The organism is Vibrio sp. L5-1 (assembly GCF_021728315.1).
Classification (GTDB): domain Bacteria; phylum Pseudomonadota; class Gammaproteobacteria; order Enterobacterales; family Vibrionaceae; genus Vibrio; species Vibrio splendidus_K.
The window spans coordinates 1-22,046 of sequence record NZ_JAKKCQ010000016.1; the positions used below are offsets into that span (position 1 = coordinate 1).

General features: G+C 46.8%; 21 protein-coding genes and 4 pseudogenes. 21 read left to right on the forward strand and 4 right to left on the reverse strand.

The features are described 5' to 3' along the window. Positions 1-220, reverse strand: a pseudogene (locus L3V35_RS24575) (hypothetical protein); the annotation flags it as partial. 275 nt (positions 221-495) lie between these two features. Here L3V35_RS24575 and L3V35_RS24580 point away from each other — a divergent pair. After that, a pseudogene (locus L3V35_RS24580) lies at positions 496-1,713 on the forward strand (IS3 family transposase). Here L3V35_RS24580 and L3V35_RS24585 read toward each other — a convergent pair. Then, a pseudogene (locus L3V35_RS24585) lies at positions 1,679-1,968 on the reverse strand (DUF4277 domain-containing protein); the annotation flags it as partial. The pseudogenes L3V35_RS24580 and L3V35_RS24585 overlap by 35 nt on opposite strands. 806 nt (positions 1,969-2,774) lie before the next feature. Between L3V35_RS24585 and L3V35_RS24590 the strand changes: the two are divergent. Further along, positions 2,775-2,987, forward strand: a complete 213-nt coding sequence (locus L3V35_RS24590; RefSeq protein WP_210442335.1) for a cold-shock protein — start codon at positions 2,775-2,777, stop codon at positions 2,985-2,987. Positions 2,988-3,303: 316 nt separating this feature from the next. Continuing rightward, complete coding sequence (locus L3V35_RS24595) at positions 3,304-3,513, forward strand: hypothetical protein (protein ID WP_210442333.1); 210 nt, start codon at positions 3,304-3,306, stop codon at positions 3,511-3,513. A gap of 291 nt (positions 3,514-3,804) precedes the next feature. Here the strand turns inward: L3V35_RS24595 and L3V35_RS24600 are convergent. After that, positions 3,805-4,074, reverse strand: a pseudogene (locus tag L3V35_RS24600) (hypothetical protein). 364 nt (positions 4,075-4,438) lie between these two features. On the opposite strand from L3V35_RS24600, the gene L3V35_RS24605 reads away from it, so the two are divergent. Both L3V35_RS24605 and L3V35_RS24610 read left to right on the forward strand, forming a co-directional pair. Then, positions 4,439-4,660 carry a hypothetical protein gene (locus tag L3V35_RS24605; protein ID WP_237300795.1) on the forward strand — a complete coding sequence of 74 codons (222 nt, stop codon included), beginning with the start codon at positions 4,439-4,441 and terminating at the stop codon, positions 4,658-4,660. 147 nt (positions 4,661-4,807) lie between these two features. Continuing rightward, positions 4,808-4,969: a Hok/Gef family protein gene (locus tag L3V35_RS24610; RefSeq protein WP_081016090.1), complete on the forward strand. Its 162-nt coding sequence runs from the start codon at positions 4,808-4,810 to the stop codon at positions 4,967-4,969. A gap of 604 nt (positions 4,970-5,573) precedes the next feature. On the opposite strand, the gene L3V35_RS24615 is transcribed toward L3V35_RS24610, so the two are convergent. After that, positions 5,574-6,407 (reverse strand): hypothetical protein, encoded by an 834-nt coding sequence (locus L3V35_RS24615; RefSeq protein WP_048661255.1) that lies wholly within the window; start codon positions 6,405-6,407, stop codon positions 5,574-5,576. 796 nt (positions 6,408-7,203) lie between these two features. Here L3V35_RS24615 and L3V35_RS24620 point away from each other — a divergent pair. From L3V35_RS24620 to L3V35_RS24695, 16 genes are all read left to right on the forward strand, one after another. Beyond that, the gene (locus L3V35_RS24620; protein ID WP_048661537.1) at positions 7,204-7,383 is read left to right on the forward strand and encodes a TraY domain-containing protein; all 180 of its coding nucleotides are present in this window, start codon (positions 7,204-7,206) and stop codon (positions 7,381-7,383) included. A 346-nt stretch (positions 7,384-7,729) separates the two neighbouring features. Then, the gene (locus L3V35_RS24625; RefSeq protein WP_048661538.1) at positions 7,730-8,095 is read left to right on the forward strand and encodes a hypothetical protein; all 366 of its coding nucleotides are present in this window, start codon (positions 7,730-7,732) and stop codon (positions 8,093-8,095) included. Positions 8,096-8,173: 78 nt separating this feature from the next. Further along, positions 8,174-8,461: a type IV conjugative transfer system pilin TraA gene (gene traA, locus L3V35_RS24630; protein ID WP_048661539.1), complete on the forward strand. Its 288-nt coding sequence runs from the start codon at positions 8,174-8,176 to the stop codon at positions 8,459-8,461. Positions 8,462-8,470: 9 nt separating this feature from the next. Next, the gene (gene traL, locus L3V35_RS24635) at positions 8,471-8,773 is read left to right on the forward strand and encodes a type IV conjugative transfer system protein TraL (RefSeq protein WP_048661540.1); all 303 of its coding nucleotides are present in this window, start codon (positions 8,471-8,473) and stop codon (positions 8,771-8,773) included. A gap of 14 nt (positions 8,774-8,787) precedes the next feature. Beyond that, entirely contained in the window at positions 8,788-9,363 is a 576-nt protein-coding gene (gene traE, locus L3V35_RS24640; protein ID WP_048662546.1) for a type IV conjugative transfer system protein TraE, read from the forward strand. Further along, positions 9,350-10,135, forward strand: coding sequence for a type-F conjugative transfer system secretin TraK (traK, locus tag L3V35_RS24645; protein WP_080967332.1), 786 nt, complete (start codon positions 9,350-9,352; stop codon positions 10,133-10,135). The genes traE and traK overlap by 14 nt, the downstream gene beginning before the upstream one ends. Then, on the forward strand, positions 10,125-11,663 hold the full coding sequence (locus tag L3V35_RS24650) for a TrbI/VirB10 family protein (protein WP_237300796.1): 1,539 nt from the start codon (positions 10,125-10,127) through the stop codon (positions 11,661-11,663). The genes traK and L3V35_RS24650 overlap by 11 nt, the downstream gene beginning before the upstream one ends. A 2-nt stretch (positions 11,664-11,665) precedes the next feature. Beyond that, positions 11,666-12,061 carry a type IV conjugative transfer system lipoprotein TraV gene (gene traV, locus L3V35_RS24655; protein WP_048657845.1) on the forward strand — a complete coding sequence of 132 codons (396 nt, stop codon included), beginning with the start codon at positions 11,666-11,668 and terminating at the stop codon, positions 12,059-12,061. Between the two features lie 150 nt (positions 12,062-12,211). Beyond that, a complete protein-coding gene (gene traC / locus L3V35_RS24660; protein WP_237300797.1) occupies positions 12,212-14,761 on the forward strand; it encodes a type IV secretion system protein TraC in 2,550 nt (849 codons plus the stop codon). Beyond that, positions 14,712-15,443: a type-F conjugative transfer system protein TraW gene (traW, locus tag L3V35_RS24665; RefSeq protein WP_080967333.1), complete on the forward strand. Its 732-nt coding sequence runs from the start codon at positions 14,712-14,714 to the stop codon at positions 15,441-15,443. Before traC ends, traW begins: the two co-directional genes overlap by 50 nt. A gap of 159 nt (positions 15,444-15,602) precedes the next feature. Then, positions 15,603-16,613, forward strand: a complete 1,011-nt coding sequence (traU, locus tag L3V35_RS24670; RefSeq protein WP_048661614.1) for a conjugal transfer pilus assembly protein TraU — start codon at positions 15,603-15,605, stop codon at positions 16,611-16,613. Between the two features lie 253 nt (positions 16,614-16,866). Further along, positions 16,867-17,580, forward strand: coding sequence for a type-F conjugative transfer system pilin assembly protein TrbC (trbC, locus tag L3V35_RS24675; protein WP_171762886.1), 714 nt, complete (start codon positions 16,867-16,869; stop codon positions 17,578-17,580). Between the two features lie 36 nt (positions 17,581-17,616). After that, positions 17,617-19,344 (forward strand): type-F conjugative transfer system mating-pair stabilization protein TraN, encoded by a 1,728-nt coding sequence (gene traN / locus L3V35_RS24680; protein WP_237300798.1) that lies wholly within the window; start codon positions 17,617-17,619, stop codon positions 19,342-19,344. A gap of 23 nt (positions 19,345-19,367) precedes the next feature. Continuing rightward, on the forward strand, positions 19,368-20,153 hold the full coding sequence (traF, locus tag L3V35_RS24685; RefSeq protein WP_132974765.1) for a type-F conjugative transfer system pilin assembly protein TraF: 786 nt from the start codon (positions 19,368-19,370) through the stop codon (positions 20,151-20,153). Positions 20,154-20,228: 75 nt separating this feature from the next. Next, a complete protein-coding gene (gene trbB, locus L3V35_RS24690; protein ID WP_048661583.1) occupies positions 20,229-20,642 on the forward strand; it encodes a type-F conjugative transfer system pilin assembly thiol-disulfide isomerase TrbB in 414 nt (137 codons plus the stop codon). Next, positions 20,639-22,045: a conjugal transfer protein TraH gene (locus tag L3V35_RS24695; protein WP_048661582.1), complete on the forward strand. Its 1,407-nt coding sequence runs from the start codon at positions 20,639-20,641 to the stop codon at positions 22,043-22,045. The genes trbB and L3V35_RS24695 overlap by 4 nt, the downstream gene beginning before the upstream one ends. Position 22,046 lies beyond the last annotated feature (1 nt).

Genomic DNA, 22,046 nt, shown 5'->3' on the forward strand with positions numbered 1-22,046 from the left:
CGTTTTCAAATTCGCGACAAGCTGCATTGAGCGCTTGCTGTTTTTCTTTCTTAAACACTTTATCATGATAGGCCTCATACTCTTCGCATAAAGCCTCGACTTTGTCTTTATCATTGAAAAAAGGGCGATCAAGTAAGTCCATTAACTCCTGTTCAATCGCTTGCATCAAGCGATTGCGGATATTGGTTTTGAGTTTTTTTGAGGTCAAAAATGACATCAAGTGCTTGACCCAGACATAGCGAAGATGGTGGAGCTTTTTATCATAGGGAGCCAGTTTATTTTTTATTCATTTAACTATTTATCTTCATACGTAGTGTTCATAAGCGCCGCCCCTTATTGATCACAATTTTAGCCATTTTTTTATCCTCCCTTTATTACACTGCTTTTCTCATGAAAAATCCTTTCCGAGTAAGGCCAAGTGTAGTGGCATAGTTAATTTGGCCACCTGATTAAGAGGTGATGTATGATCATCTCGATACTTAAATAGGTGACATTATGACTAAGCGTGAAAGACGCACTTTTAACCCAGAATTTAAACTTGAATGCGCTCAGTTAGTGCTTGATCAGGGACGCTCCTATAAAGAAACCTGCGAAGCGATGGGGATTGGAAAAACTACGTTAGAAAGCTGGGTAAGGCAACTCAAAGCTGAAAGAGCTGGCAAGGCACCAAATTCATCACCACTCACTCCAGAGCAAAGAGAAATCCGTGACCTTAAAAAGAAAATCAAACGTATTGAAGAAAAGAAGGAAATTCTAAAAAAGGCTACGGCTCTCTTGATGTCAGACTCCCTGAACAGTTCTCGATGATCGAGAAACTCAAGAAGAGTTATGCTGTGAAACGGCTTTGTGAAGTGTTCGGGGTTCATCGCAGTAGCTATCGTTATTGGGCCAATAGAGATAAATCTCTGTTGTCAGTGCGTGTGCTTGTTCGTGCCGAAGTTCGCCGAGCTTATGAGCTGAGTAATGGTTCCGCTGGAGCGAGAACCATTGCTGACATAGTCACAGCGAGAGGCATTCCACTTAGTCGTTACCGAGCTAGTAAGTTCATGAAAGAACTAGATTTAGTCAGTTACCAACGACCAAAACATACGTACAAAAAAACACAGCAGGAACATGTTCATATACCTAACCGATTAAATCGTCAGTTCGCGGTGACTGAGCCGAATCAAGTCTGGTGCGGCGATGTGACCTACATCTGGACAGGACAGAGGTGGTCTTATCTAGCGGTTGTTATTGACCTGTTCGCACGAAAAGTCATTGGTTGGGCAATGTCTAACTCCCCAGATAGCACATTGACAGGCAAGGCGTTGACCATGGCCTATGAGAGCCGCGGAAAGCCGTCTGGTGTCATGTTCCACTCAGATCAAGGCTGCCACTATACGAGTAAAAAATATCGTCAGTTGCTATGGAGATATAGAATCACTCAAAGTATGAGTCGCCGAGGTAACTGTTGGGATACTGGGCCCTATGGAGCGAGTGTTCAGAAGCTTGAAAACGGAGTGGATACCAAAGAATGGTTATAGAAGCTTTACAGAAGCGTATCAAGCAGTAACGGATTATCTAGTTGGATATTACAACCAGCATCGTCCACACCAATACAATGGTGGATTAACCCCAAATGAGTCAGAACGACAGTTCTGGTTCCCTTATAAAACTGTGGCCAGTTTTATAAGGGAACCAAACCTAGCTTATCAACAACGCGTTCAGCAATAGCCTGAGAGAGCGCTGAGACATTGGCTTAGTATAGGGCATCCAAGGTTCGACCTAGTACATCATCGGTAAGATGATGTGCTTTAACATCCTTGGCGAGTAATCTAGACACGGGCTTGGCCTCAAAAAAGTTGGAGAACATGTGAAGTGTTCTGCTGTGATCTCCGAGTCCATCATTCGTGGCAGGCCGATTTCATGGAAAAATGCTGCAATGAGACCAAGATGAGCCAAGCGTTTAATAACAGGCTGAGTAGGCATATTTTGAGACTGTCAAATAACAGTAATAGATCAAAACTGCCGAGCGCGGTCAAGATGGTGTCGTTTTTTTACTGATAAATGAACGCTGGATAACACTATTTAAATTATTAAATTGGGGGCGGAATGACGGATACAATATCGCCTTTCTAAAGTCATATTTTACTGTTATTTCGTTTTACGAATGGCCCTGAATTCCTAAAAGGTGTTGTGACTTTTTAGTAGTGTGATCCATTTTTCACCCCAACCCCTTTTAATATGGGCTACTTTACCTAATAATATAAAGCCTTAGAGAAAGCACAAATTATGCAAGCGTTTAACGAAGTGGCCCTGTTTCCCCTTAATCCAATCCCACACACCACGTTTAAAACAAACAACACTTCATCCCGAGGGATAAACAAGCGGTGTTATTGAGAATGTGTTGTTTGGGCTTTAGCCCACGCCAAGATTGAGGGGGATTGTAAGCATCGGTGTATTTCTCAGTTTTTTTGATTGCCGACGAATACTTTAATTTTTTGATGAAGGACTAATAGTAAAAAAACGTATTATGTAGGGCAGCTGAAAGAGATATTATTCTATTAACTTCAAATTAGACCTTTACAAAAAAGAGATAATGGGCAACAATGGCGTTGCTCTGTTGTTCAGAGTTATTAAATGAAACTCCAGTTGTAAAAGTAAAGCCCTCAGAATTTCTTCGTTATTGTTGTTTTCCTCAGTGTTTCCCTTAGCTTCATAGATACATTAAATAATTCCAGCTCCCAGCGCATCGCATTTCGCGATTAATTTTTATTTTATATAAGGGACACAATATGTCTAACAAAACAAATGGCGTAGTAAAGTGGTTTAACGAAGATAAAGGTTTTGGTTTTTTAACTCAAGACAATGGCGGCGCTGACGTATTCGTCCACTTCCGTGCTATCGCATCTGAAGGTTTCAAGACTCTTAAAGAAGGCCAACAAGTGTCTTTCGAAGTAGAGCAAGGCCAAAAAGGTCTTCAAGCTGCAAACGTTGTAGCTGCATAAGATTTAAAGTAGGCGTGAGCGGAAATACCGCTTTCGCTACTTCCCTCATCTTAGAGTACTTATTTATAACACCCCACGAAAATATCCAACATTATCCCAATACTTCTTGTATTTGTCGTTACGTTTCTTATTTACTTCGTTTTTATAAATAAAATTATTAATATATACCAATAGTAGTATTTATAACATACTGCTAGCTTCGTTATATCTAACGAAAATAAATAAGGGTCAACCATGTCTCGAACAACAGGCCGTAAACTTTTTTGGTTTCAACAACAAAAGAAAAAAACAACGATAAATAAGAAATAGGAATATTATGAAGATAACATTTAATTTATTTAAAGATAACCTATCTTGGGATGGGATTATTCACCAACTAAATGGTGACATTTTAAGGCGCCACGTTTTAGTGAGCGGAAACGTGGATGATATGAATATGAAGTTTTCATACTGCGAAACGACTTTAACAGGCAGCATTACTGATCAACATGATTGTGTACTTGGTGATTTTAGTATTTTGGCTTAACTAATATAAAATCTTATCGAAAGCACAAGCTCATAATTAATCTTACTAATAATTGATAAACAGTTGTTCGATTGAATCCTAACTCTTTGTTATTGTGTGCTTGAGAGCTTGCTTCGTAGGCTCTTGAAGGCTTTTTTAAGTGTCTATAGCTCTTCCTTTGGCTCGTAAGCGCCCCCTGAATTCATTGTGAGCAGGTAAGGTGCGTTTTTTCTATTTCAGCGGAGGCGGAAATTTTGGTGTAAATGATTCTATCCACACCTCGATTCCCACATCCCAGCCCCTTTATGACACTTATTCTAGCCTTTCAAGTGCTTTGTCAAATCCTTCGGGCGTAATGTTTAGATACCAATCTAAATTTACTTTCCTACGCATGATTAGCCCTCGCTACTCAAGAGCTTTACAAGATACGCGGAAGTTGTTTGGATGAATCTCTCTTCCAAGAATTTGGTTAACCGCATGATTGACCAATGTAGACTTACCTTCTTTAACTCCCTTCACGAATCCTTTTGCCAAACAACTTAATATCTCTTTTTGGATTTGGCTGAACCTTTGATTTCTCATTTCCATCTTTTCTTATTCATTGTTGCAATGATTAAATCACATCACCCTTAATCATTGTTAACATGAATAATATTTAAATTTTAGGTTTAAGGATTTGTTGTTAGGGTATACCTTATTGTCACTATTTGAAAATTGCACATAACTATTCGATATACAAAGGGCATTCATTTGAAGCACAAATGAGACGTTACGTACCGAACTGGAGAAATCGGAGTTGAAGCTTGAAAGTAACCAGGATTACGTGAAGGAAGTTAAAGCAAAACAGTAGGTGCTTGAAGAACAAAGTTCGACATTGCAATCCGAGAGCTAATCCCTCTCTCAACAAGTCACCAAGCTTTCTACTCAATTAGAAGGGTCCACATCGGTGGTCAGTACGTTAGAGAAGCGTCGTGTTACTGACTTTGAAACGCAGCATACTGCGCTGCAATCCAGAGCGACGGAAATGGAAACGCATTACAAAGTGACGTTATCTGAGTTGAGCGAAGTAAAATCCCAACTACAAAATCAGAGTCTGAAAATAGGGTTGCTTGAAGAGATCAACCAACAGCACAAACGCTACATCGATAAGCTTGAAGAAGCGAGTTAAACAACGTTTTTGATTTGAAAGGCTTGTGGCAGATAAACAAAAGCCCCGTTGTCCGGTTACTGTTAACGCAGTAACTTTCATTTAACGAGGCCTAAGTGATGACTCACACACTCATTGTAGAGCCTCTTTACTGTGGAGGCAACAAAAATGCCGAAAAATAAAACAGCACTCGCGGGGCTGATTGTCCTGTGTTTTACGTTCTTGTGTAGCTTATGGCTAGTTCGAGACTCACTCTGTGAGGTTCGCTACCAGGATGGTGGCACAAGTTTTCTGGCTCAATTTGTTGTCTACGAAACAGCAGTAAGGTAGAGCTGAGCAGGAGGGGGTAAAACCCCTCCTGATTCAGTATTGTGAAGCATGGTCTAAGAGCGCCCTTATTCCTACGAACACGTTCCTCGATGAAGGTAGTGAGGCGTGATCTCTTTTCTGAAATGGCCAAACTCTTGGTTGATGATTTCCAGTTTACTTGACCACTTCACCTTACCCTACTAGGCCATACCATCCGGATGAAGGTGAACGTTAAGTGAGGAGATGATGAAAGGGGGCCACATGACTTAGCGTTAAATCGAAGAAGGTGCCTGTCGTATGACAAAAGAAAGTTTCCGCGTCGTTTTTTAGCTTGTCCTTAATTATTTATTTTTTTATTCATTTAACTATTTATCTTCATACGTAGTGTTCATAAGCGCCGCCCCTTATTGATCACAATTTTAGCCGTTTTTTTTATCCTCCTTTTATTGCACTGCTTTTCTCATGAAAAATCGTGAATAGAAAAATCCTTTCCGAATAAGGCCAAGCGTGCAAGTTAACCCTAAACAACCCGGTGATTAAAACAAGAAAAATGAGAGATAAAGCAGGGTAGGATAAGGTTCAGACGTGCTGATCCCTCCGCTTTCGCGGAGACAAAAATATCCCTTTAATTAGGGGCTAGGTCGGGTTGATACTCACTAAAGAAGGCTGAGGTTGATTGAGCGTACGTGTTTAATGTTGACGCATTGAAGATCTCTTGTATCCCTGACGCGATCTTACGAAAAGACAGCCACTGAAAGCTCAGTCCTTTCTTTGTCTGACGCTTCCGTGTCGCGAGGATCAATTCGCTGATGTTGGCGTAACGCACGACTTTTAAGTCATTAAAGAAGCGAGGGGTAAACTGTTTGTATGCAGGTGCGCTGCGTATCGTCCCTTCGTCTTGGTCGACACACACATTGATCCGCTCACTGTGAAAATAGCTGGCACGCTTTAGATACTTCACCGCTTTCGCAAAGGACTTCGGCGAAATAAACTCCCCAAAGCGCAACGCATAATCTTCTTGAAGTTGATCGTAGCTGATGGTTTTCAATCCCGCTTCTGTGGGCAAACCGATGCGCCCTCCAATGAGGTCTGTGTTCGGCAGAATGCACGCTAATACTTTCGCAATTAAGGTGCGACACTGCACATTATTCACCGCTTCACCGCCCCATGCATTGAGTGACGGGAAACGATTGGGGTTGGTAATAAATTCTTCACACCCTTTTAAGATTCGCGCGTATTCTGGCGGTAGGGTTTCTACCTTACCGCTTCGGAGCAACCGGCGAGACTTAAATCCGATCTCAAAAGGCGTCTTAGGGTTTCGTGCGTTCTCTTCTTCAACGACACGTTGATACAATTCGATCAAATCCAGTTTCCGAGCCTTACGCTTACGGCGATACTCCGCATCGTAACTCGATTTATCGAGCGGGGGAGGGGAGGAGTCGTGTCCAGGCGTCTTCATAACATTCACCGTCCACGTTTAAAACACACAACGCTTCATCCCGAGGGATAAACAAGCGGTGTTATTGAGAATGTGGAGTCTACTGGGCGTTAGCCCAAGCGAAGGCTGAGTCAAGGTCATATTTTGAAGTCCAAGAGGTTTTTGGGGTGTTTGGATTGGCCGTCCAAACGGTGAAATTTCACGCTATCTCAACCGGGAAAAGAAATCAAATGCCGGTTTTTTAGACACAAAAAAGCCGACTACTCTTGGAAAGTCGGCTTTTTTGCGAGTGCTATATAGTCAGAGTACCACCTCTAACACACTCTAAATCCTAGAAAAAACACACAACATTGGGCACTACAGGTTAGTGAGCAATGTTGTGTGTTTTAACCTTATAGACCTCAGGCAATTATAGCGTGTCGTCACCTGAGATTTCAATCTCGAAGTCTCAAAATGCTCTCTCGATGGTTAATTGTTAACATAATGTAAATAATACGCAGATATGAAAAATCCATAAATAACAACAAGATAAAAAATAACCTTAGAAAAATTTATAGCACATTGAGGGGTGGAAATTAAAATAATTAATCTATTAATTATATAAAATTCAAACAAGCCATCCGTTAAATATCATTTAATTTCTATTAAAATCAATAGTTTATTCTTATGCGTATTATTTACATTATGTTAAATTCAAGAAATGATAAGTCAGTCACAAACCCAACGAAATTAGACGCCAGTGAGCGATTACATGACTCATTGATGTTTCGGTCTGAACGAGAGCGTTTCGGTTTTTTCTATTTAGGAAGACTTTTGTATGAATTTTAAATCAGAATGTATGGTTGAGAACAAGGAAGTCGGTATCGCTTTTAATCTTTCATCAAAGGCGAATAAAACGTTAACGCTCTCGGCGAAAAGAGCAGAGCGGGCCAAAAAGCGCGAAGGGAAACTTCGATTAGAAGATCACCTCAAACGTTTTCCTAATTGGTCGCTGTAACGAATCAGATTGCCGTCTGGGATTATTACCTCAGATGGCCTCGAAGGTGGGCTGCCTTCACTATTGCAAAAAGCGCCGCAGAGGGGCGCAGGCCTGCGTAATATGCCTAACAAATTCAGGAGCCCTCTCTGGGGCGACGTCCAAGGCTGTTTTTCTACTCAATTAAGCACGCTGGTTGAGTGGTGAAATAGAGTTACTTGGGAATACCAGACACCACATCCTTTGGATGTGCGCCTTCTACTACAAGAATGCTCAAGCCAGTTTGTAGCACGGCTCTTGAAAGAGAGCCCATCGTTTTGTTTTTTTTTAAAAGAACAAAACAATGCCCTAACAAGGAGTGTGGACGATGCAAATTATCTACGGATATTGTCGTGAAGATGAGGCCGCGAGTTTATTAGGCCACTTTGTTGAACAAGGGGATTTTGTCAGCGTCAAAGAACTGGGAACGGTTGGGCGTGAACACATGGCGTTTGCCGCTTTGTTGCCTTTTACTGGGCACCTTGCATTTCCTTTCTGTTGGAAGGGTGTTCATTTGGTCGCGGTTCAAAAACAAGCTCAGTCAGTTAATCGTCTCACTCTCCCAACTTCAAATAATGCTTGTAAAAAACGTTATCGGAAGCTTAAGAACACCATCATTAGCGCTCAAAATTGGAAGCAACATGTGAGCCGTAATCGTGGTTTGAAGTACGCGAAGTCTTCGATGTTTTCTTAAGGATGTGGGAGGGAGTCCCCTTTCCCTCCATCCTGACCATGTACTTGATAATTTTATCACTCAATAAGGATACTTATTATGAAAACACGCACCCAGCGCACCCTCCTTGTCGGGCTTGGCGTTGCTGTTTCGACACTTCTTATCACTCAGCCTGCTCTGGCTGCCGATATCTTCGCGTCAGGTAAGCAAGCCATGAAAGACACGGCGGGCAAAGGCTCTGCGGTTGAAACCGCCATGCTGGGGACTGGGCTTGCAGGGGCGGTCGTCACTGGACTGATGAGCCGTAACTGGTTTGCGGCCGTTGGCGGGTTCATTGGTGGCTCAGTCTTGTGGAATGTTGGAGCGCCACTCGTCGGCTTAGGTTAAGGAGTCACAATGGAAGACCCTCATCAGTTTTTCTCTATCCCAAAACACATGAACAAAGGTCGCCGCTGGCTCGGGTTCCCTGTTGATGAACTCGTGCCTGCCCTCTGCATTTTTGGCCTCTCATTCTGGCTTAAACACGAAATGATAGGGCTGACGTTATCGCTGGCTTGGTTTGGGGGGTTGCGTTACATCAAATCACAATACGGCGATAATATAGTTACCCTGTCACTTTATTGGTGGGGCGCTTCTTTTGTCAGCCCCGCCCTCTTTAAGCGTACCCCCTCAGCCTGTCGTCGCTATTGGATTTTCTAAGGAGACCCTTCATCATGGACCCGTTTGTTAAACGGGATAAGCTGGCCGTCAAAAGTCTCCTCAATCTTTTTTTGAGTGCAGGCTTTCTTTTCATGCTTATCACTAACCTGGTGTTGGGTTACACCAGTTATCAAGCCCTTACCCATCAGAGCCGAACCCTAATCCCACCCACCCTCTCTCAAGCCTTTACGGTTTCGGATGGCACAGTCGATGAGCCTTATCTTGAGCAAATGGCGGATTATCTTCTCTACTTGAAACTCAACATTACGCCAGCCAGCGTTGGACGTCAGTTTGGTCAGTTACTTGAATATTTAGACGAGACAAGCTGGCACATCGTTCAACCTAAGTTGCTTCGAGAAGCCACGGTAATTAAAAAAGACAACATCAGCAGCCAATTTTCTGTCGAGTCTGTCCGTATTTCTCTCAACACGCTCCAAGTGCAACTCTATGGGAAACTCCAAAAGCACGTAGGCCAACGCGCCCTAGATCCGGAGATGAAGTGGTATCAAGTCAACTTTAGCTATGACCAAGGCGTCATAGGTTTACTCTCCATTGAAGAAGTCGAGGTCGACACCGATGAATCTTTATGAGCAATCATTCACCCCATCGCCGCAATGGCACCTTTATTTTTTGTCCATCGCGCTTTGGGTGGTCTTTTTCATCCCCTCTTTTGCCCTAGCTGAAAATGCCGCTATGGTGAGCTATGAGTTTGACGAAGGCGACACGATCCCCTTGTCACTCTCTTCCATTAACGTGAACCGTTTGCTGGTCAAAAATGACCGTATTATTTCGATCGTCTGCCCGAAAGGATTTTGTACCTCAACGGGCAACCAAAAAGACGCTTCCGGCTCTATCACCTTAAAAATTAACCTTCCCTTACCGTTTACCGCGCACCTGACGACAGAAAAAGGGCGATTGTTTGCGCTGTTTATTACCCCCAAAGCCACCCCGTCTTTGGTCACGGAGTTTGTTTGGTCGCAAAACTATAAAGAGCAGCAAAGCCCGACTGAGCAGGCGGCGGATTACCCCGCCGCCATGACAGCGCTCACCAAAGCCATGATGCGTTTTGTTCATGATGGCGCCCCCATCGCCGGCTTTAAACGTCACGACGTTGACCCCAAAACCTTACCCAAAGATGCAGCGTCACTGGCCATCATCCCTCAAACGGTCTTCGTTGGCCGTGATTACTCTGGGGTGGTTTATCAACTCAAAAATCAAAGCCGCAGTGACATGGCACTGACCACCGCACAGTTCTACAGCTATTCCGCACGCTCAGCCGCGCTCGATACCTATCAGTTAAAACCTGGGCAAACCACCACGCTCTATCTCATTACCGGAGGAGGCGCCACCCATGATCGATAAACCCAAAGACGCCTTTGACCGCTTTAAAAAACGCGTCTTCAAAGATACCGACGGTGACTTTGAAGACGGTGGCACGGTCAATGCCGTAACAAGAAAGCGCAATCGCACCATTACGTTCACGGTATTACTGGTGCTTGCCGCCCTGGCTTTTGCTGTTTGGCGGTTAACATTGCCTCCCCAAGAGCAAAGCAAGGACATTCAAGACGTCGGATTTGGTGCTGTCGTCACCGATGATTTTACCGACAAAGACAACCAGTCCGCCCTGACGTTTCAACAAGATAAAATCAACCAAATCGAGCAAAGCTTAGCGCGGTTCGAAGGCACCTTAAGTCGCTTTGGACAAAGCTTAACCTCTGAGTTGGAGAATATTAAAAAAGCCAATGAGCGCGATAAAGCATCGCAATTGACGGAGCTTGAGCAGCAGATGCAACAAAAGCTCGATGAAGTTGACGCGCTCAAGGTCCAACTTGAGACGCAATTAGCCTCAGCCCTCAATGCAGGCGATCCTTCGAATCAACATAGCGTAGAGATCCATCAGGGAAGCACTTTTGGCCAATACAAACTGCCCCCAAGACCTGCCATTAATAGCAACATAGATACCGCCAAGGTGAATGAGTTCCAGTACCAAGAGCAAGATGATGTGGCCTTTAGCGGGGATGCCTTTGATAGTTTTGAATTTCACTGGCAAGCCAGTGTAGAGGAGAGACAATCCCGTCGCACGACCGATAACTACGTGCCAACAGGCACCTTTGTGACCGCCGTGATCACCGGCGGCGCAGACGCTAATGGGGGCGTCTCTGGACAAGGGGATACCTCACCGATTGTCTTTCAGACCGTCAATCAGGGGATTTTACCCAACGGTGAGCAATCCAAATTAAAGAATTGCACGATCACCGGTGCCGTTTACGGCGAAATCTCATCCAGTCGCGGCGTCGCTCGCACCAATAGAATGAGCTGCATCCACCCTAATGGCGATATTCTCGATATCCCCGTCAATGCGACCGTGTTTAACTTTGGGCGCAATGGTATTCGCGGTACCACCATTATGAAAAACGGTAAAATCGTTCAAATGGCCGGCATTGCGGGGATCTTGCAAGGTGTCGGTGATGCGGGTAAAGCCCTGGCACAAACCACGACACCGACGGCGCTCGGACCAAGTCAAAGCATCAACAGCGATAAAATTGGGTTGAATCTGCTTGGCGGCGCCACGGAAAGCGTTGGCAGCAAATTGGCGGACTACTACATCAAACTGGCCGAGCTCTATCATCCGATAGTGGAAGTCAATCCTGGTGCCATCGTCAATATTGTCTTTTTGGAAGGCTTTCCATTAGATCCCCTATTGGCCGATGAATACGAAATCCGTATTAATGAGCAGCGTGAGCAAGTCTCCAACAGCAACCAGCTCTTGGATGTCATCACCAACGTTCCCTCTCTTCCACAAACCACTCAAACTGCCCCCATCAACCCATTAGCGCAAAAAATAACCCAACAAGGGTTAAGCGACGTGGGCTTTGGGCGTGAGGAATAACCATGAATAGGCATTCTTTGTTCTCACTATCGATACTCTTAGGTCTGACCGGTTGCAGCGCGGGCTTTGAGAGCGAATACAGTTGCGATAAGGTCGGCGGCGTTTCAGGGTGTGTCACCATGAACGAGGTTCGAGACAACCTATACGGTTATACCGGAGACAGTGGAAATGCCACCGTCTCTCCTCAATCTCGTCTCGCCCCACCTTCTGTCTTTACCTTACTGCCAAGGCGTAGCCGAGATGGTGAGCCTGAGCGAAGCCAAGAACACGTTAAAAAACTCACCGTCTTCCCTTTCATAGACAAAGACAATCACTACATCGATACGATGGATGTTTACTTTGTCTTAGACGATAGCCGTTGGTCTGGGCGCCCTGCGCGCGCGATTTGGAAAGATTGATTAGGAAAAAAAGAAACGAAGCTTAAACATCATTTTTATCATGGGCGCGCGACATTCAGTCTCAGCCTTCTCTCAATTAGGGGGTAATCCATCAAGCGGTCCAAGATTGTGTCACGCCCCCTAACATTAAAATAGAAAAAGGGATCCCCCATGTTTTCCTCCTCACGCAGTGGCTTATCCTCCTTATTTCAAGAGGCCAAGCAAGCCCAAAACCACCTTCACCATGAACTGCCGTATCGAGACTACGATCCCATTGAGCAGGTGTTCGACAATACTCACTCTCGCGGTTTTGGTTTTAAAATCAGTCTCCTTGGGGGCGCTAACGACGATTTAATTCAGTCGTTAAGCCACCTTATGGGGGATTTACCCGCAGGGGATAAATGGGATTATCAAGTGCAGCTTTTTGGTCACAACCGAGTGGCGCACTATCTTGAAGGGAACCAAGCCCTACTCAGTCTGCGGGGCGGTATCTGTCAGAAAATGGCCAACGATGACGCCATTTACGCCCACTACGCGGCGCAACACGGGTTTCTACATAGGCAAAAAAACAATCGCTTTGATTTGCGCGACTACGACGCATTCTTTTTTGTCTCCACCACGGAAAAAGACCCACAAGAGCTGCTTGATGCGAGAATGACTCTAGAAACGGGGCTGGCGCAGCTTGGTTTTGATTTACTGCCCGTCACGCCTGAGGGACTGTTGACCAGCGTCGGTGATACCTTAAACTTTGATAAACGCCAAGACAGACCCAATGAAAAAAGCTACAACCCATTAGAACCTTTGAACCTGCAAGCGTTATCTCCCGATACCGAAGCGTTAACCCATCGTGGTCATATCGCCACCCGTCATACCAATGACCAAGGGGAAGAGGTACGCACACGCCTTGTTCATTTAGGGCTTTCTCGATTGCCTAGTGATTATCGCTTGTACGCCTTACCAGAAGCCTTTTCTTCAATCCGTAATGTGTCGCGTAACATCACTTGCCCTCATCGCGTTACCTTGAGTTTTCGCAATGAGCCAACCGGTAAGCAAAATGCGGATAACGATAACAAGATAAAAGACTTAACCAAGACGGTGAACAGCCAAATGGCGATACTCGCGCCCATGGCTGAAGATGAACTCAAAGAGCGCAAAGCCTTGCAAAAAGGGTTGTTGTCTAAAGAGTTCACCATTGCATCTATGGTGCTCACGGTCTCGCTGATGACCGATAAAACCCACCAGAAAAAAGACACCCAAGCGGCGAAGGAGTCATTTAGCCATGCTGGCCTTGACATCATTCCACTGAAAATGAATCAGCCACAAGCGCTGCTCTCCATGTTGCCTTTTATGATGAGTGAAGGATTATGGAGCGATTGTAAAAAAGCGGGGCGCGTTCGTACCTTAAAGAGCTCTAACCTGGTGAATTTCTTTCCGCTCATCATGGACTTTAGCCAGCTCAAAGGTGGCGTATTGCTGCCCACTATGCGCCAACAAATTTCGTTCTTTAACCCTTTCACCTGTGGCAGTGATAACCAAAACATCGCCCTGACGGGAGGCTCAGGCGCAGGGAAAAGCTTCCTAGTCCAAGAAATCGCTGAAACGGTTTACGCCATGGGCGGTAAAGTGTGGATCCTCGATAAAGGAGCCAGCTATAAAAAGCTGACCCTGAGCCTTGGGGGGACCTACATGACCCACGCCAACATCTTCTTAAACCCGTTCACGCATTTAGGCGCCATGCAAAGTGCTGAGTTTGAGTTTGTGGATGATGACGGCAGACCTGTCGATCCCATGATGGAAGCGCTCGATAATATCACGGCGTTGTTTGCCACCATCGCGTCACCCTACGTACCACTGACGGCGTTTCAACAAAGCGTCTTAGGCGATGCGATAGTGACGGCATGGGAGCGTAAAGGTCATCAAGTCTTGGTGGATGATGTCAGAGACGCCTTGATTGAGATTGCTGGAGAAGAAAGCGACCGACGCATTAAAGACATAGCGGTGCAACTGAAAAAGTTCTGCACAGATGGCATGTACAAAGACGTGTTCAACAAGCCATCCATGCTCGACCCCAATGTGGAAATCACCACGCTTGAACTCGATGGGTTCCCGCCTGCTGTGCTCAGACCCGTGATTTTTGCTCTCATGGTGTCGATTAACCAGCAGATGTACCTGGCTGGATCTCGCTCTACCCCAAAGCTGTGCATCATTGAAGAGGCCTGGAGCCTCCTCTCTGGGGCAAACGAGCAAGCGAGGGAGTTCATCAACACCGGTTATCGCACCGCCCGTAAGTTCGGCGGCGCTTTTTGTACGGTGACTCAAGGGATTGAAGACTTCTTTAGCAACGAGGAAGCCAAAGCCTGCTACAACAACTCAGACATTCACATCATTCTTCGTCAAGGGGAAGGGTTTGATAAGTATCTGCTCCAAAACCCGGATGCCTTCTCACCGTTTGAGCAGCGCATCATTAAAAGCTTCGCCCCGTCTGTTGAAGCAGGATACAGCAGCGCGCGCATCAAAGCGGGTGGCCATGTCACCTATCACCGCTTTTTCGCCTCTCCGCTGAAACGCGCCATGTTCTCAACCGAGCCTAAGGAGTTTGAGTATTGTGAAAATCTTTATAAACAAGGCCAATCACTGGAGCGCGCCATTGAGCAAACCTCCAGGCACTTTTATGGCAAAGACATTGACGCCTTTAATCAAGCCATTGGGGCAAGCACTTAGTTTGCTGCCTTTTATCCTCGCAGCAGGCATGGCCACTTTTAACGCTCACGGGAAAGCGCTGGGGCAAGTCGCCCCGGTCTTCCCTATCGGTGAAATCGACATGCTGGAATGGATACACCAAAGACTGAAAGGGTTTGAGGCCAGTGGTCAATTGGCGGACATGCAAAACGAGTTCACTGAGCGCGCCCTGCAAAGCATTGAAAACCCGCCGCCGGTTGCAGGCTTAACCACCACAACCGATCCCCGCACCTTTTACGTAGATCCAAGCATCACTCTCCCTAAAGACATCATCGCCCCCACCACGGGGGCCGTGATTGCCAAAGCGGGCACCAGAGTGAACCCCTTTGATAGCCGCACTTGGCCAAAGGTAGACGGTCAAGACGTTCTGCCTCTATTTGAGCTCAGTAAGGTACTGGTCTTTTTTGATGCCAGAGACGCGCAGCAACGAAGGTTCGCCAGCGAGTATCAAAACGCCAAGCCAATCAAGTGGGTGCTGACGGGAGGCAGCCCGAATAAAATGGCGACCTTACTTGATGCAAGAATGTATTTTGCGCAGCAAGGCCACTTAACCCAATCGCTTAACATCACTCACGTCCCGGCCATTGCCTATCAAGATGGCACGCGCTGGCGCATCGATGAAGTGAACGTATCGGGTTTGCAGCCCTTGGAAGTAGAGCAATGATAATGAAATGGCCTTAGAAGTGCGCGCCTCCCCTTGATCATGCTTCCAATATCACTTCTTTTTCTATTAACCAAGCTCGCTTTTGGCTGCGATAATGTGGCGAAGCCTGTTGTCGAGACAAAAGGAGTCCCACGCTCTGCGTGGAAAAAGGACCCCACCATGACTCAACGACACTTGCGTTTACTGTTGTGCTGCCTATTGGTTTTTATTGCCCCATCAACCCTAGCAGCCAGTGCGGCGTGTAAAAGCCGTTTTATTAACCCCATTACCGATATTTGTTGGGATTGTTTGTTCCCGATGACAATAGGCTCATCCACAGTCATGCCGTCCAAATATCCAGACACCAATAACCCCACAATGCCTATCTCTTATTGCCCGAAACCGCCGCCTATCTTTGTGCAAATCGGCATCAACATTGGCTATTGGGAGCCTTATGCCTTAACCGATATCACGCGCGTCCCTTATTGTATGGTGAACATGGGCGTGCAAATGTCAGGCGCCAACACTCAGCGTATCGGTGGTCGCGTGACCGCTCGTGACAGTGACAGCAGTGACGGAGGTTTTTATCACGCCCATTGGTATAAGTACCCCATCATTTATTGGCTACAACTGATGCAATCCACCGCCTGCATGGCCACAGATGTGTTTGATGTTGCCTACATGACGGAAATTGACCCACTTTGGGACGACGATGAGTTATCCCTCATTCTCAATCCCGAAGCGTTACTGTTTGGTAACCTAGTGGCTCAGCTTGCGTGCGTGCCCGAAGCCATGTTGACCTCCACTAACACGGCCTTACCTATTGATGCGTTATTTTGGTGTTTAGGCTCACAGGGCAGTGCCTATCCGCTTACTGGCACCACCAACTATCGAGACACGCCCATCCAGGCGGCGACACTCTTGATGCAAAAGCTTAACTACAAACTGCATCGACAAGGGATCATCTGGGAGACGCGCGGCGAAGATGGCGCGATTTGTTATCAATATCCCGATCCTATTTTGCCAAAATCTCGTTATCGGTATCAAATGTCGGGCCCTATTCCCGATGCCGCCTGGTGTCACCCGTACACCACCACGACCACGCTCTGGGAAGCCGGCCATGACAATCCGGTCACAGGGGATAACTTTGGTTTTGTACAATGGCGAAAGCGCAACTGTGTCTTTTTATAAGGTGACGCGATGATGCCCAGACCTACCCACAAAAATGAGACTGACCTATTCATTGCCAGTCACCCTGACTCCCTTACCGATTTTTTAAAAACAGATCTCGCCAACCACAAGCACATTTACTGCTGTTTCTCGCTCTCGCAGTTTTGCTTCTCGTTTTGTCGCGATCTCAATGCTCGTCAGGTGCTGTCAATCAGCTGCCAAAACGCTCACACCCTCTACCCACCCTTTCAGCGGCCATAATGAAGAGGTTACTATGACCATTCCATCTTTTGAGAGCACCTTTAGGCGCTCTCTTGTTTTTCTGTGTTTTTTTATCGCGTTACCCACCCAAGCTTACACGGAGCAAGAGCTCAAAGCTTTTGCCAAGCTTGAGCAAAAAATGACTCAACAACCGGAGGCGGCGAAGGCGTGGCCTACGGACGACATACAAAATAAAGCCCAGGCTTATCGAGAAGAAGCGCTGACTCTCAGCCGCAAGGTTCAAGAGTTGATAAAAGAAGAGACTCTTTCCCCCTTGCTAGGAAGACAAAAGCCCACGCGCCACCCTGACCAAGCCCCAAAAGGGGTGATGGTGTTTGTGTCACTCACCATGCCCAAGACCGCGCTCAAGCAGCTTCTGATGCAAAGTGAACACTTAGGCGTGCCACTGGTGATACGCGGTGTCTTACCCGAAGGTTTTCCGGCCACGGTCAAGCGGATCGAGGCCTTGATACGCTCACCCAATAAGGCGCCCATTCAAAGCGGCTTTTCCATCAGCCCCGATTGGTTTAAGCAATTTGATATTCACCACGTACCGGCCTTTGTTTCGGTTAAAAAAAACCGCTGCTTACCTAAGCAGCCTTGTAAAACCAGTGACTACGACATCCTTTACGGCAACATTTCACTTTACCAAGCTCTGGATTACCTCGCTGCCGGGGATGCGCAGCAAAACATTCACCCGCTGCTGCGCACGCTCTATTCCCAATAACCCTCTCTCGCCCCAATTTTTGATGAGGTGCTCTATATGCGCATTGACCTTTGGACTGCGCTCACGCTCAGTCTTTTATCCACTATCTCGCTTGCCAGCGAACAACACACTTTTACCGAGAGCGCTCATTGGGCGAAACAAACGGCAAGCCAAGCGCTCACGCCTCATGCCCTCCCGCTCAATGTCGATGACTATTGCAAAGACGCCACGTGTCGAAAAGAGATCCGCAGTCCAAAAGAATCCACACTGTCAGACAGTGAGATCAATGCACAAAAAGGGACAGAGTTTGTGACCAATGAACTGGCTCAAGACATCAACGCGAACTTCAATAAAGGTCGACCCGATGTTAAATACGACCCGGCGATGCGCTTTGCCTTACTTGGCCAAGAGAATGCTTTTGAAATCACTCATGGCATCTCAAATGCCTATGTCGATTGTGATAGCGGCTCCCAGTGCCTTATCGAACACATTCCTAAACAGTGTCATCGTCCAACGAATAACAATGTGCCTTGTACAAAAGTTCCCGTTGCCTCCGTGAGCACCGGTGAGGTGAGCTACCGCTGTCCATCCGGTTGGACACAACAAGGGAGGGATTGCCAACGCCCCCTCCCACAATGCCGATACAATAATGACAATTACGTAAGGCAATCAGGGACTAGAAGAGGTTTTTCGGGATTAGAAACCACGTATTTTTGGGATGGAAAGATAGTCTCTCCCAACCAAGGCTACACGCTTGGCGAGTTAATACATACCATCAACTTAAACTGGCAATGGAGCGCATACTGGCATAAACGCTACCAGATTTGTCGACCCACCACACAAACGAAAAAAGCCACATTGAGCTGCTCAAACGGATTCTCTTTATCCGGGGGGAACTGCATCAAGAACAATATGACCTGGCGAACACAATGCAGCCTGATGAACTCGTGCAATGTCACTAGCCAGCAATGTCTTGAAGGCCGAGCCACACGCTCGGTGAATGGCATTCCCACCACGCTCAACTGTTGGAAATATCAGGTTAACCATCGTTGTGACCGCCCTGACACCTGCGCGGACCTCCCGAAAGACTGTACGACTCAAACTCGACATTGCAGCCTGAAGCAAAATGGGGTGTGCGTCGAGCAAGAGGTCACAAAGAGCTGTGCTGAGAAGACATGCCGAGCCACTGACCTGCAATGTGGTGAGCACTCCTTCTGTCTTGACGGAGAGTGCTATGTGCCCGAGCCCAAACTTAACGGCAACTTTGACAAGTCCGTCGCCGCGCTAGCGGGGCTTGCCGAAGCCGTGAAAGACATCGGAGACCCACCCAAAATATTCACGGGTAAGCCGATGAAGTGCAATAAGAAACTCGCGGGTTTTAACGATTGTTGTAAAGACTCAGGATGGGGGCAAGGATTGGGAGCGAAATGCAGCGAAGCGGAAGAAGCGCTGGGGAAAGCCAAAGAGAAAGGCTTAACCCTGTACGTGGGGCAATACTGCGCCAAGAAAGTGCTGGGTGTCTGCACACGTAAAAAGCGCAGTTACTGCGTTTACGACAACAAGCTGGCCAAAATCATTCAAGAGCAAGGCTCTATTCAGCAACTGGGTAAACGGTTAGGCAGTGCAAAAAATCCCACCTGCGCCGCCATTACTCCCGAAGAACTGGGTCAAATCAACTTTGAGCACATTGATTTTAAAGAGTTCTACCCAGAAATGCGAGCCAACACCAACCTCCCCAACTTTGATGAAATCAAGAAACGACTTCAAAGTGCCACGGGCGGATAACCACCTCGACTGAACCAAGGTCTATGATGATGAAAAATCCACTGCTTTGCGTCATTACCCTAACGCTGCTTGCCCACCTCCCACCCACTCTGGCTCATGAAACCCCTCTAGGGTGGCGATGGTACAACGAGCCTAAGGCAAGGCCCGACAAACCCAAACCTAAGCCGCTACCAAGCAACACGCAAACCACAGTATCAAGCCCTAAAACCCTATCGGCCACCGAACAGATGGACTGGTTTCACTCTGTGCATATTGAGGCGCAAAACGACGCGGTCATTCATCCCAAAGATAAAGACAAGCTCGCGAAGTTTTTAGCGTTAAATCATTTTATCACGGACCAAACCGACCAATTGGGCATGACCTTTAAAGCGCTGCTGCTCGAAAGACCGGAGTTTTCTTACACCAAAGACCATCCGACCGAGCAAGCAGCAAGACAGGTGTATTTAGAGTTAGAGGAGAAGAAGAAAACCGCGGCGGTTGAAAATATGAAGCAAGACGGATGGGGCTTTTTCTTTGTCTATGACGGGGAAGATACACTGAGCCAGCAACTCGCCCCATCCATTCAAGCGTTTGCTGACCGATACCATTTTGAGCTCCTTGGGATCAGTAATGACGGAACCTTCATCACTCACCTCAAAGAAAACCGCCACAATCAAGGCAAAGTCTCGGTGCCTTTTACGCCCGCCTTAATTTTGGTGCAGCCAAGCACTGGAGAGATGAAGCCACTGGCGTACGGCTGGATAAGCCAAAATGATTTAATTGGACGCTTTTACAACGTCGCCACCAATTTTGAGCAATCGGATTTTTAAAGCAACTTCGTCCATGCCGCTCTCTTAAAGGATGTTCACTCTCTTTTATTTCTTCCTAAAACGTCAGGAGGCGCTATGCCATTTTTTCGTACCCTTGTGCTGGCTTTTTTGATTCATGCAACCACCGCACATGCTGCTATGCAAAACCAATATGCCCTGGTGTTCTTTTTTGAAAGCACCTGCCCGTACTGCCATAAGACAGCTCCTAAAATCACTCGCCTTGGCGAACGATTTCAATTACCGGTTTACGCCTTCTCTGTTGATGGTCCAGGCATTCTAGGGTTTGAGGTCCCTATTCCTGTCACACCAGAGATAGGCAAAACCTTTTTTCCAGGCCAGAGGAAAACGGTCATGCCTGCGACCTTTTTAATGAACGTCAACAGCCGTAAATTCTCACGTCTGAGCATTGGAGACGTCCCAGAAAGCACGCTGGCTCATAGCATTCAGAACGCCCTTAACGATCCGCGTGTGCAGGAGGCGCTGCAATGAAGCGATCACTTTTCCACCACTTATCCACCGTTTCGGTGCATAAGCGAGTTATTCCTTTCGTTCTTATCAGCTTATCAAGCGCTAGCCACGCCGACACCAACCACTCACTGGCGCGTTTTTTTGATAACTCAGGGTATAACGCCAACGTCTCAAACCCAACGGCTTACCAAGGGCAGTCGGCCAACTACTACACCGGTGGCAGTTTGTTTGTGCGTAATCAAATTGTCGATGCACAATTGGTCAGCGTCACGGTCCCTTCAATCAGTACGGGATGCTCTGGCATTGATATGTTTATGGGAGGATTTTCACACATCAGCTCAGACCAACTGGTGAAACTGGGCAAAGCGATTATTCATAATGCTCCTCCTTTTATTGTCAATTTAGCCCTGCAAACCTGGGCGCCGCAGCTCAAACAAAACCTGGATAATCTCCAAGCCAGGCTCGACAAATATCTCAATCAATCGGTGAACTCTTGTGAAGCCGCGCAAGCGTCCATCGGTGGACTGGCCGCCTTTGCTTTGCCCGCCACCAAAAAGCACGTCTGCGCGGCCCTCGGCACACAAAACAATGCCTTCTCGGATTGGGTGCAAGGTCAGCAGGAATGTGGCGCAGGAGGCAAAGCGGCCGGTCAATTAGCGAACGCCAAAAAGGATCCAGCGCTAAAAGATATGACCCAAACCCATCACAACGTGGTCTGGTCTGCGATCATGAATAACGCTTTTTTGTCCTCCGACAAAAATCTAGCGCAATTTATGATGAGCTTGTCAGGCACTTACGTGTACGACAAAGACGGCAACCCGCGTTACTACCCTAGCCTTTTGACCGACAACAACAATCTGGTCAATGTCTTGCTCGAAGGGGGCAAGTCTGACGTTTATCAGTGTCGCAAAACAGCCCCTGATGCGTGCATTACCATTACCAAGCGCAATAACCTCTCCATCACTCAAGCCAACGGGATTCAAAACCAGATACGCAAACAACTGGACTCGATACTGCAAAAGATAGCCACCGACCAAAGACTCACGCGTCAACAAGAGGGCTTTCTGGAGCTGATTCAAACGCCGGTACTCAAGTTCTTTATTGACGACTTATCCGCCAAGCAACCCCCCGATACCAGCAACTACTCGCGAATGATAGCGGTGGAGCTGCTTAATCAGTACCTCGTGAGCATGTTAAATGTTGCCAGCCAATCCTTAGCCAACACCAACAACAGCCAGGATGACATCGCCCTCATCACTCGTGATATCGATAACGCCAAACGCTTTACCGCGGGGCTTGCCGATAAAGCCATTGAAGCGCTCAACAAACGCAATCAACTGATTGATTCGCAGAGAAAAACCGCGCTGCAAAGCACAAATGAAATCAGCACGACCACCAAACCTGCGCAAGCTTATGGGAACTGAC

Excerpts from the sequence above, each read along its gene's own strand:
- L3V35_RS24650 (WP_237300796.1), top strand. The coding sequence starts at position 10,125 with ATGATCGATAAACCCAAAGACGCCTTTGACCGCTTTAAAAAACGCGTC.
- trbB (WP_048661583.1), top strand. The coding sequence starts at position 20,229 with ATGCCATTTTTTCGTACCCTTGTGCTGGCTTTTTTGATTCATGCAACC.
- traF (WP_132974765.1), top strand. The coding sequence starts at position 19,368 with ATGATGATGAAAAATCCACTGCTTTGCGTCATTACCCTAACGCTGCTT.
- L3V35_RS24695 (WP_048661582.1), top strand. The coding sequence starts at position 20,639 with ATGAAGCGATCACTTTTCCACCACTTATCCACCGTTTCGGTGCATAAG.
- trbC (WP_171762886.1), top strand. The coding sequence starts at position 16,867 with ATGACCATTCCATCTTTTGAGAGCACCTTTAGGCGCTCTCTTGTTTTT.
- traN (WP_237300798.1), top strand. The coding sequence starts at position 17,617 with ATGCGCATTGACCTTTGGACTGCGCTCACGCTCAGTCTTTTATCCACT.
- L3V35_RS24595 (WP_210442333.1), top strand. The coding sequence starts at position 3,304 with ATGAAGATAACATTTAATTTATTTAAAGATAACCTATCTTGGGATGGG.
- traW (WP_080967333.1), top strand. The coding sequence starts at position 14,712 with ATGGCAAAGACATTGACGCCTTTAATCAAGCCATTGGGGCAAGCACTT.
- traE (WP_048662546.1), top strand. The coding sequence starts at position 8,788 with ATGGACCCGTTTGTTAAACGGGATAAGCTGGCCGTCAAAAGTCTCCTC.
- L3V35_RS24610 (WP_081016090.1), top strand. The coding sequence starts at position 4,808 with ATGCCGAAAAATAAAACAGCACTCGCGGGGCTGATTGTCCTGTGTTTT.
- traV (WP_048657845.1), top strand. The coding sequence starts at position 11,666 with ATGAATAGGCATTCTTTGTTCTCACTATCGATACTCTTAGGTCTGACC.
- traL (WP_048661540.1), top strand. The coding sequence starts at position 8,471 with ATGGAAGACCCTCATCAGTTTTTCTCTATCCCAAAACACATGAACAAA.
- L3V35_RS24615 (WP_048661255.1), bottom strand. The coding sequence starts at position 6,407 with ATGAAGACGCCTGGACACGACTCCTCCCCTCCCCCGCTCGATAAATCG.
- L3V35_RS24620 (WP_048661537.1), top strand. The coding sequence starts at position 7,204 with ATGAATTTTAAATCAGAATGTATGGTTGAGAACAAGGAAGTCGGTATC.
- traC (WP_237300797.1), top strand. The coding sequence starts at position 12,212 with ATGTTTTCCTCCTCACGCAGTGGCTTATCCTCCTTATTTCAAGAGGCC.
- traA (WP_048661539.1), top strand. The coding sequence starts at position 8,174 with ATGAAAACACGCACCCAGCGCACCCTCCTTGTCGGGCTTGGCGTTGCT.
- L3V35_RS24625 (WP_048661538.1), top strand. The coding sequence starts at position 7,730 with ATGCAAATTATCTACGGATATTGTCGTGAAGATGAGGCCGCGAGTTTA.
- L3V35_RS24590 (WP_210442335.1), top strand. The coding sequence starts at position 2,775 with ATGTCTAACAAAACAAATGGCGTAGTAAAGTGGTTTAACGAAGATAAA.
- traU (WP_048661614.1), top strand. The coding sequence starts at position 15,603 with ATGACTCAACGACACTTGCGTTTACTGTTGTGCTGCCTATTGGTTTTT.
- traK (WP_080967332.1), top strand. The coding sequence starts at position 9,350 with ATGAATCTTTATGAGCAATCATTCACCCCATCGCCGCAATGGCACCTT.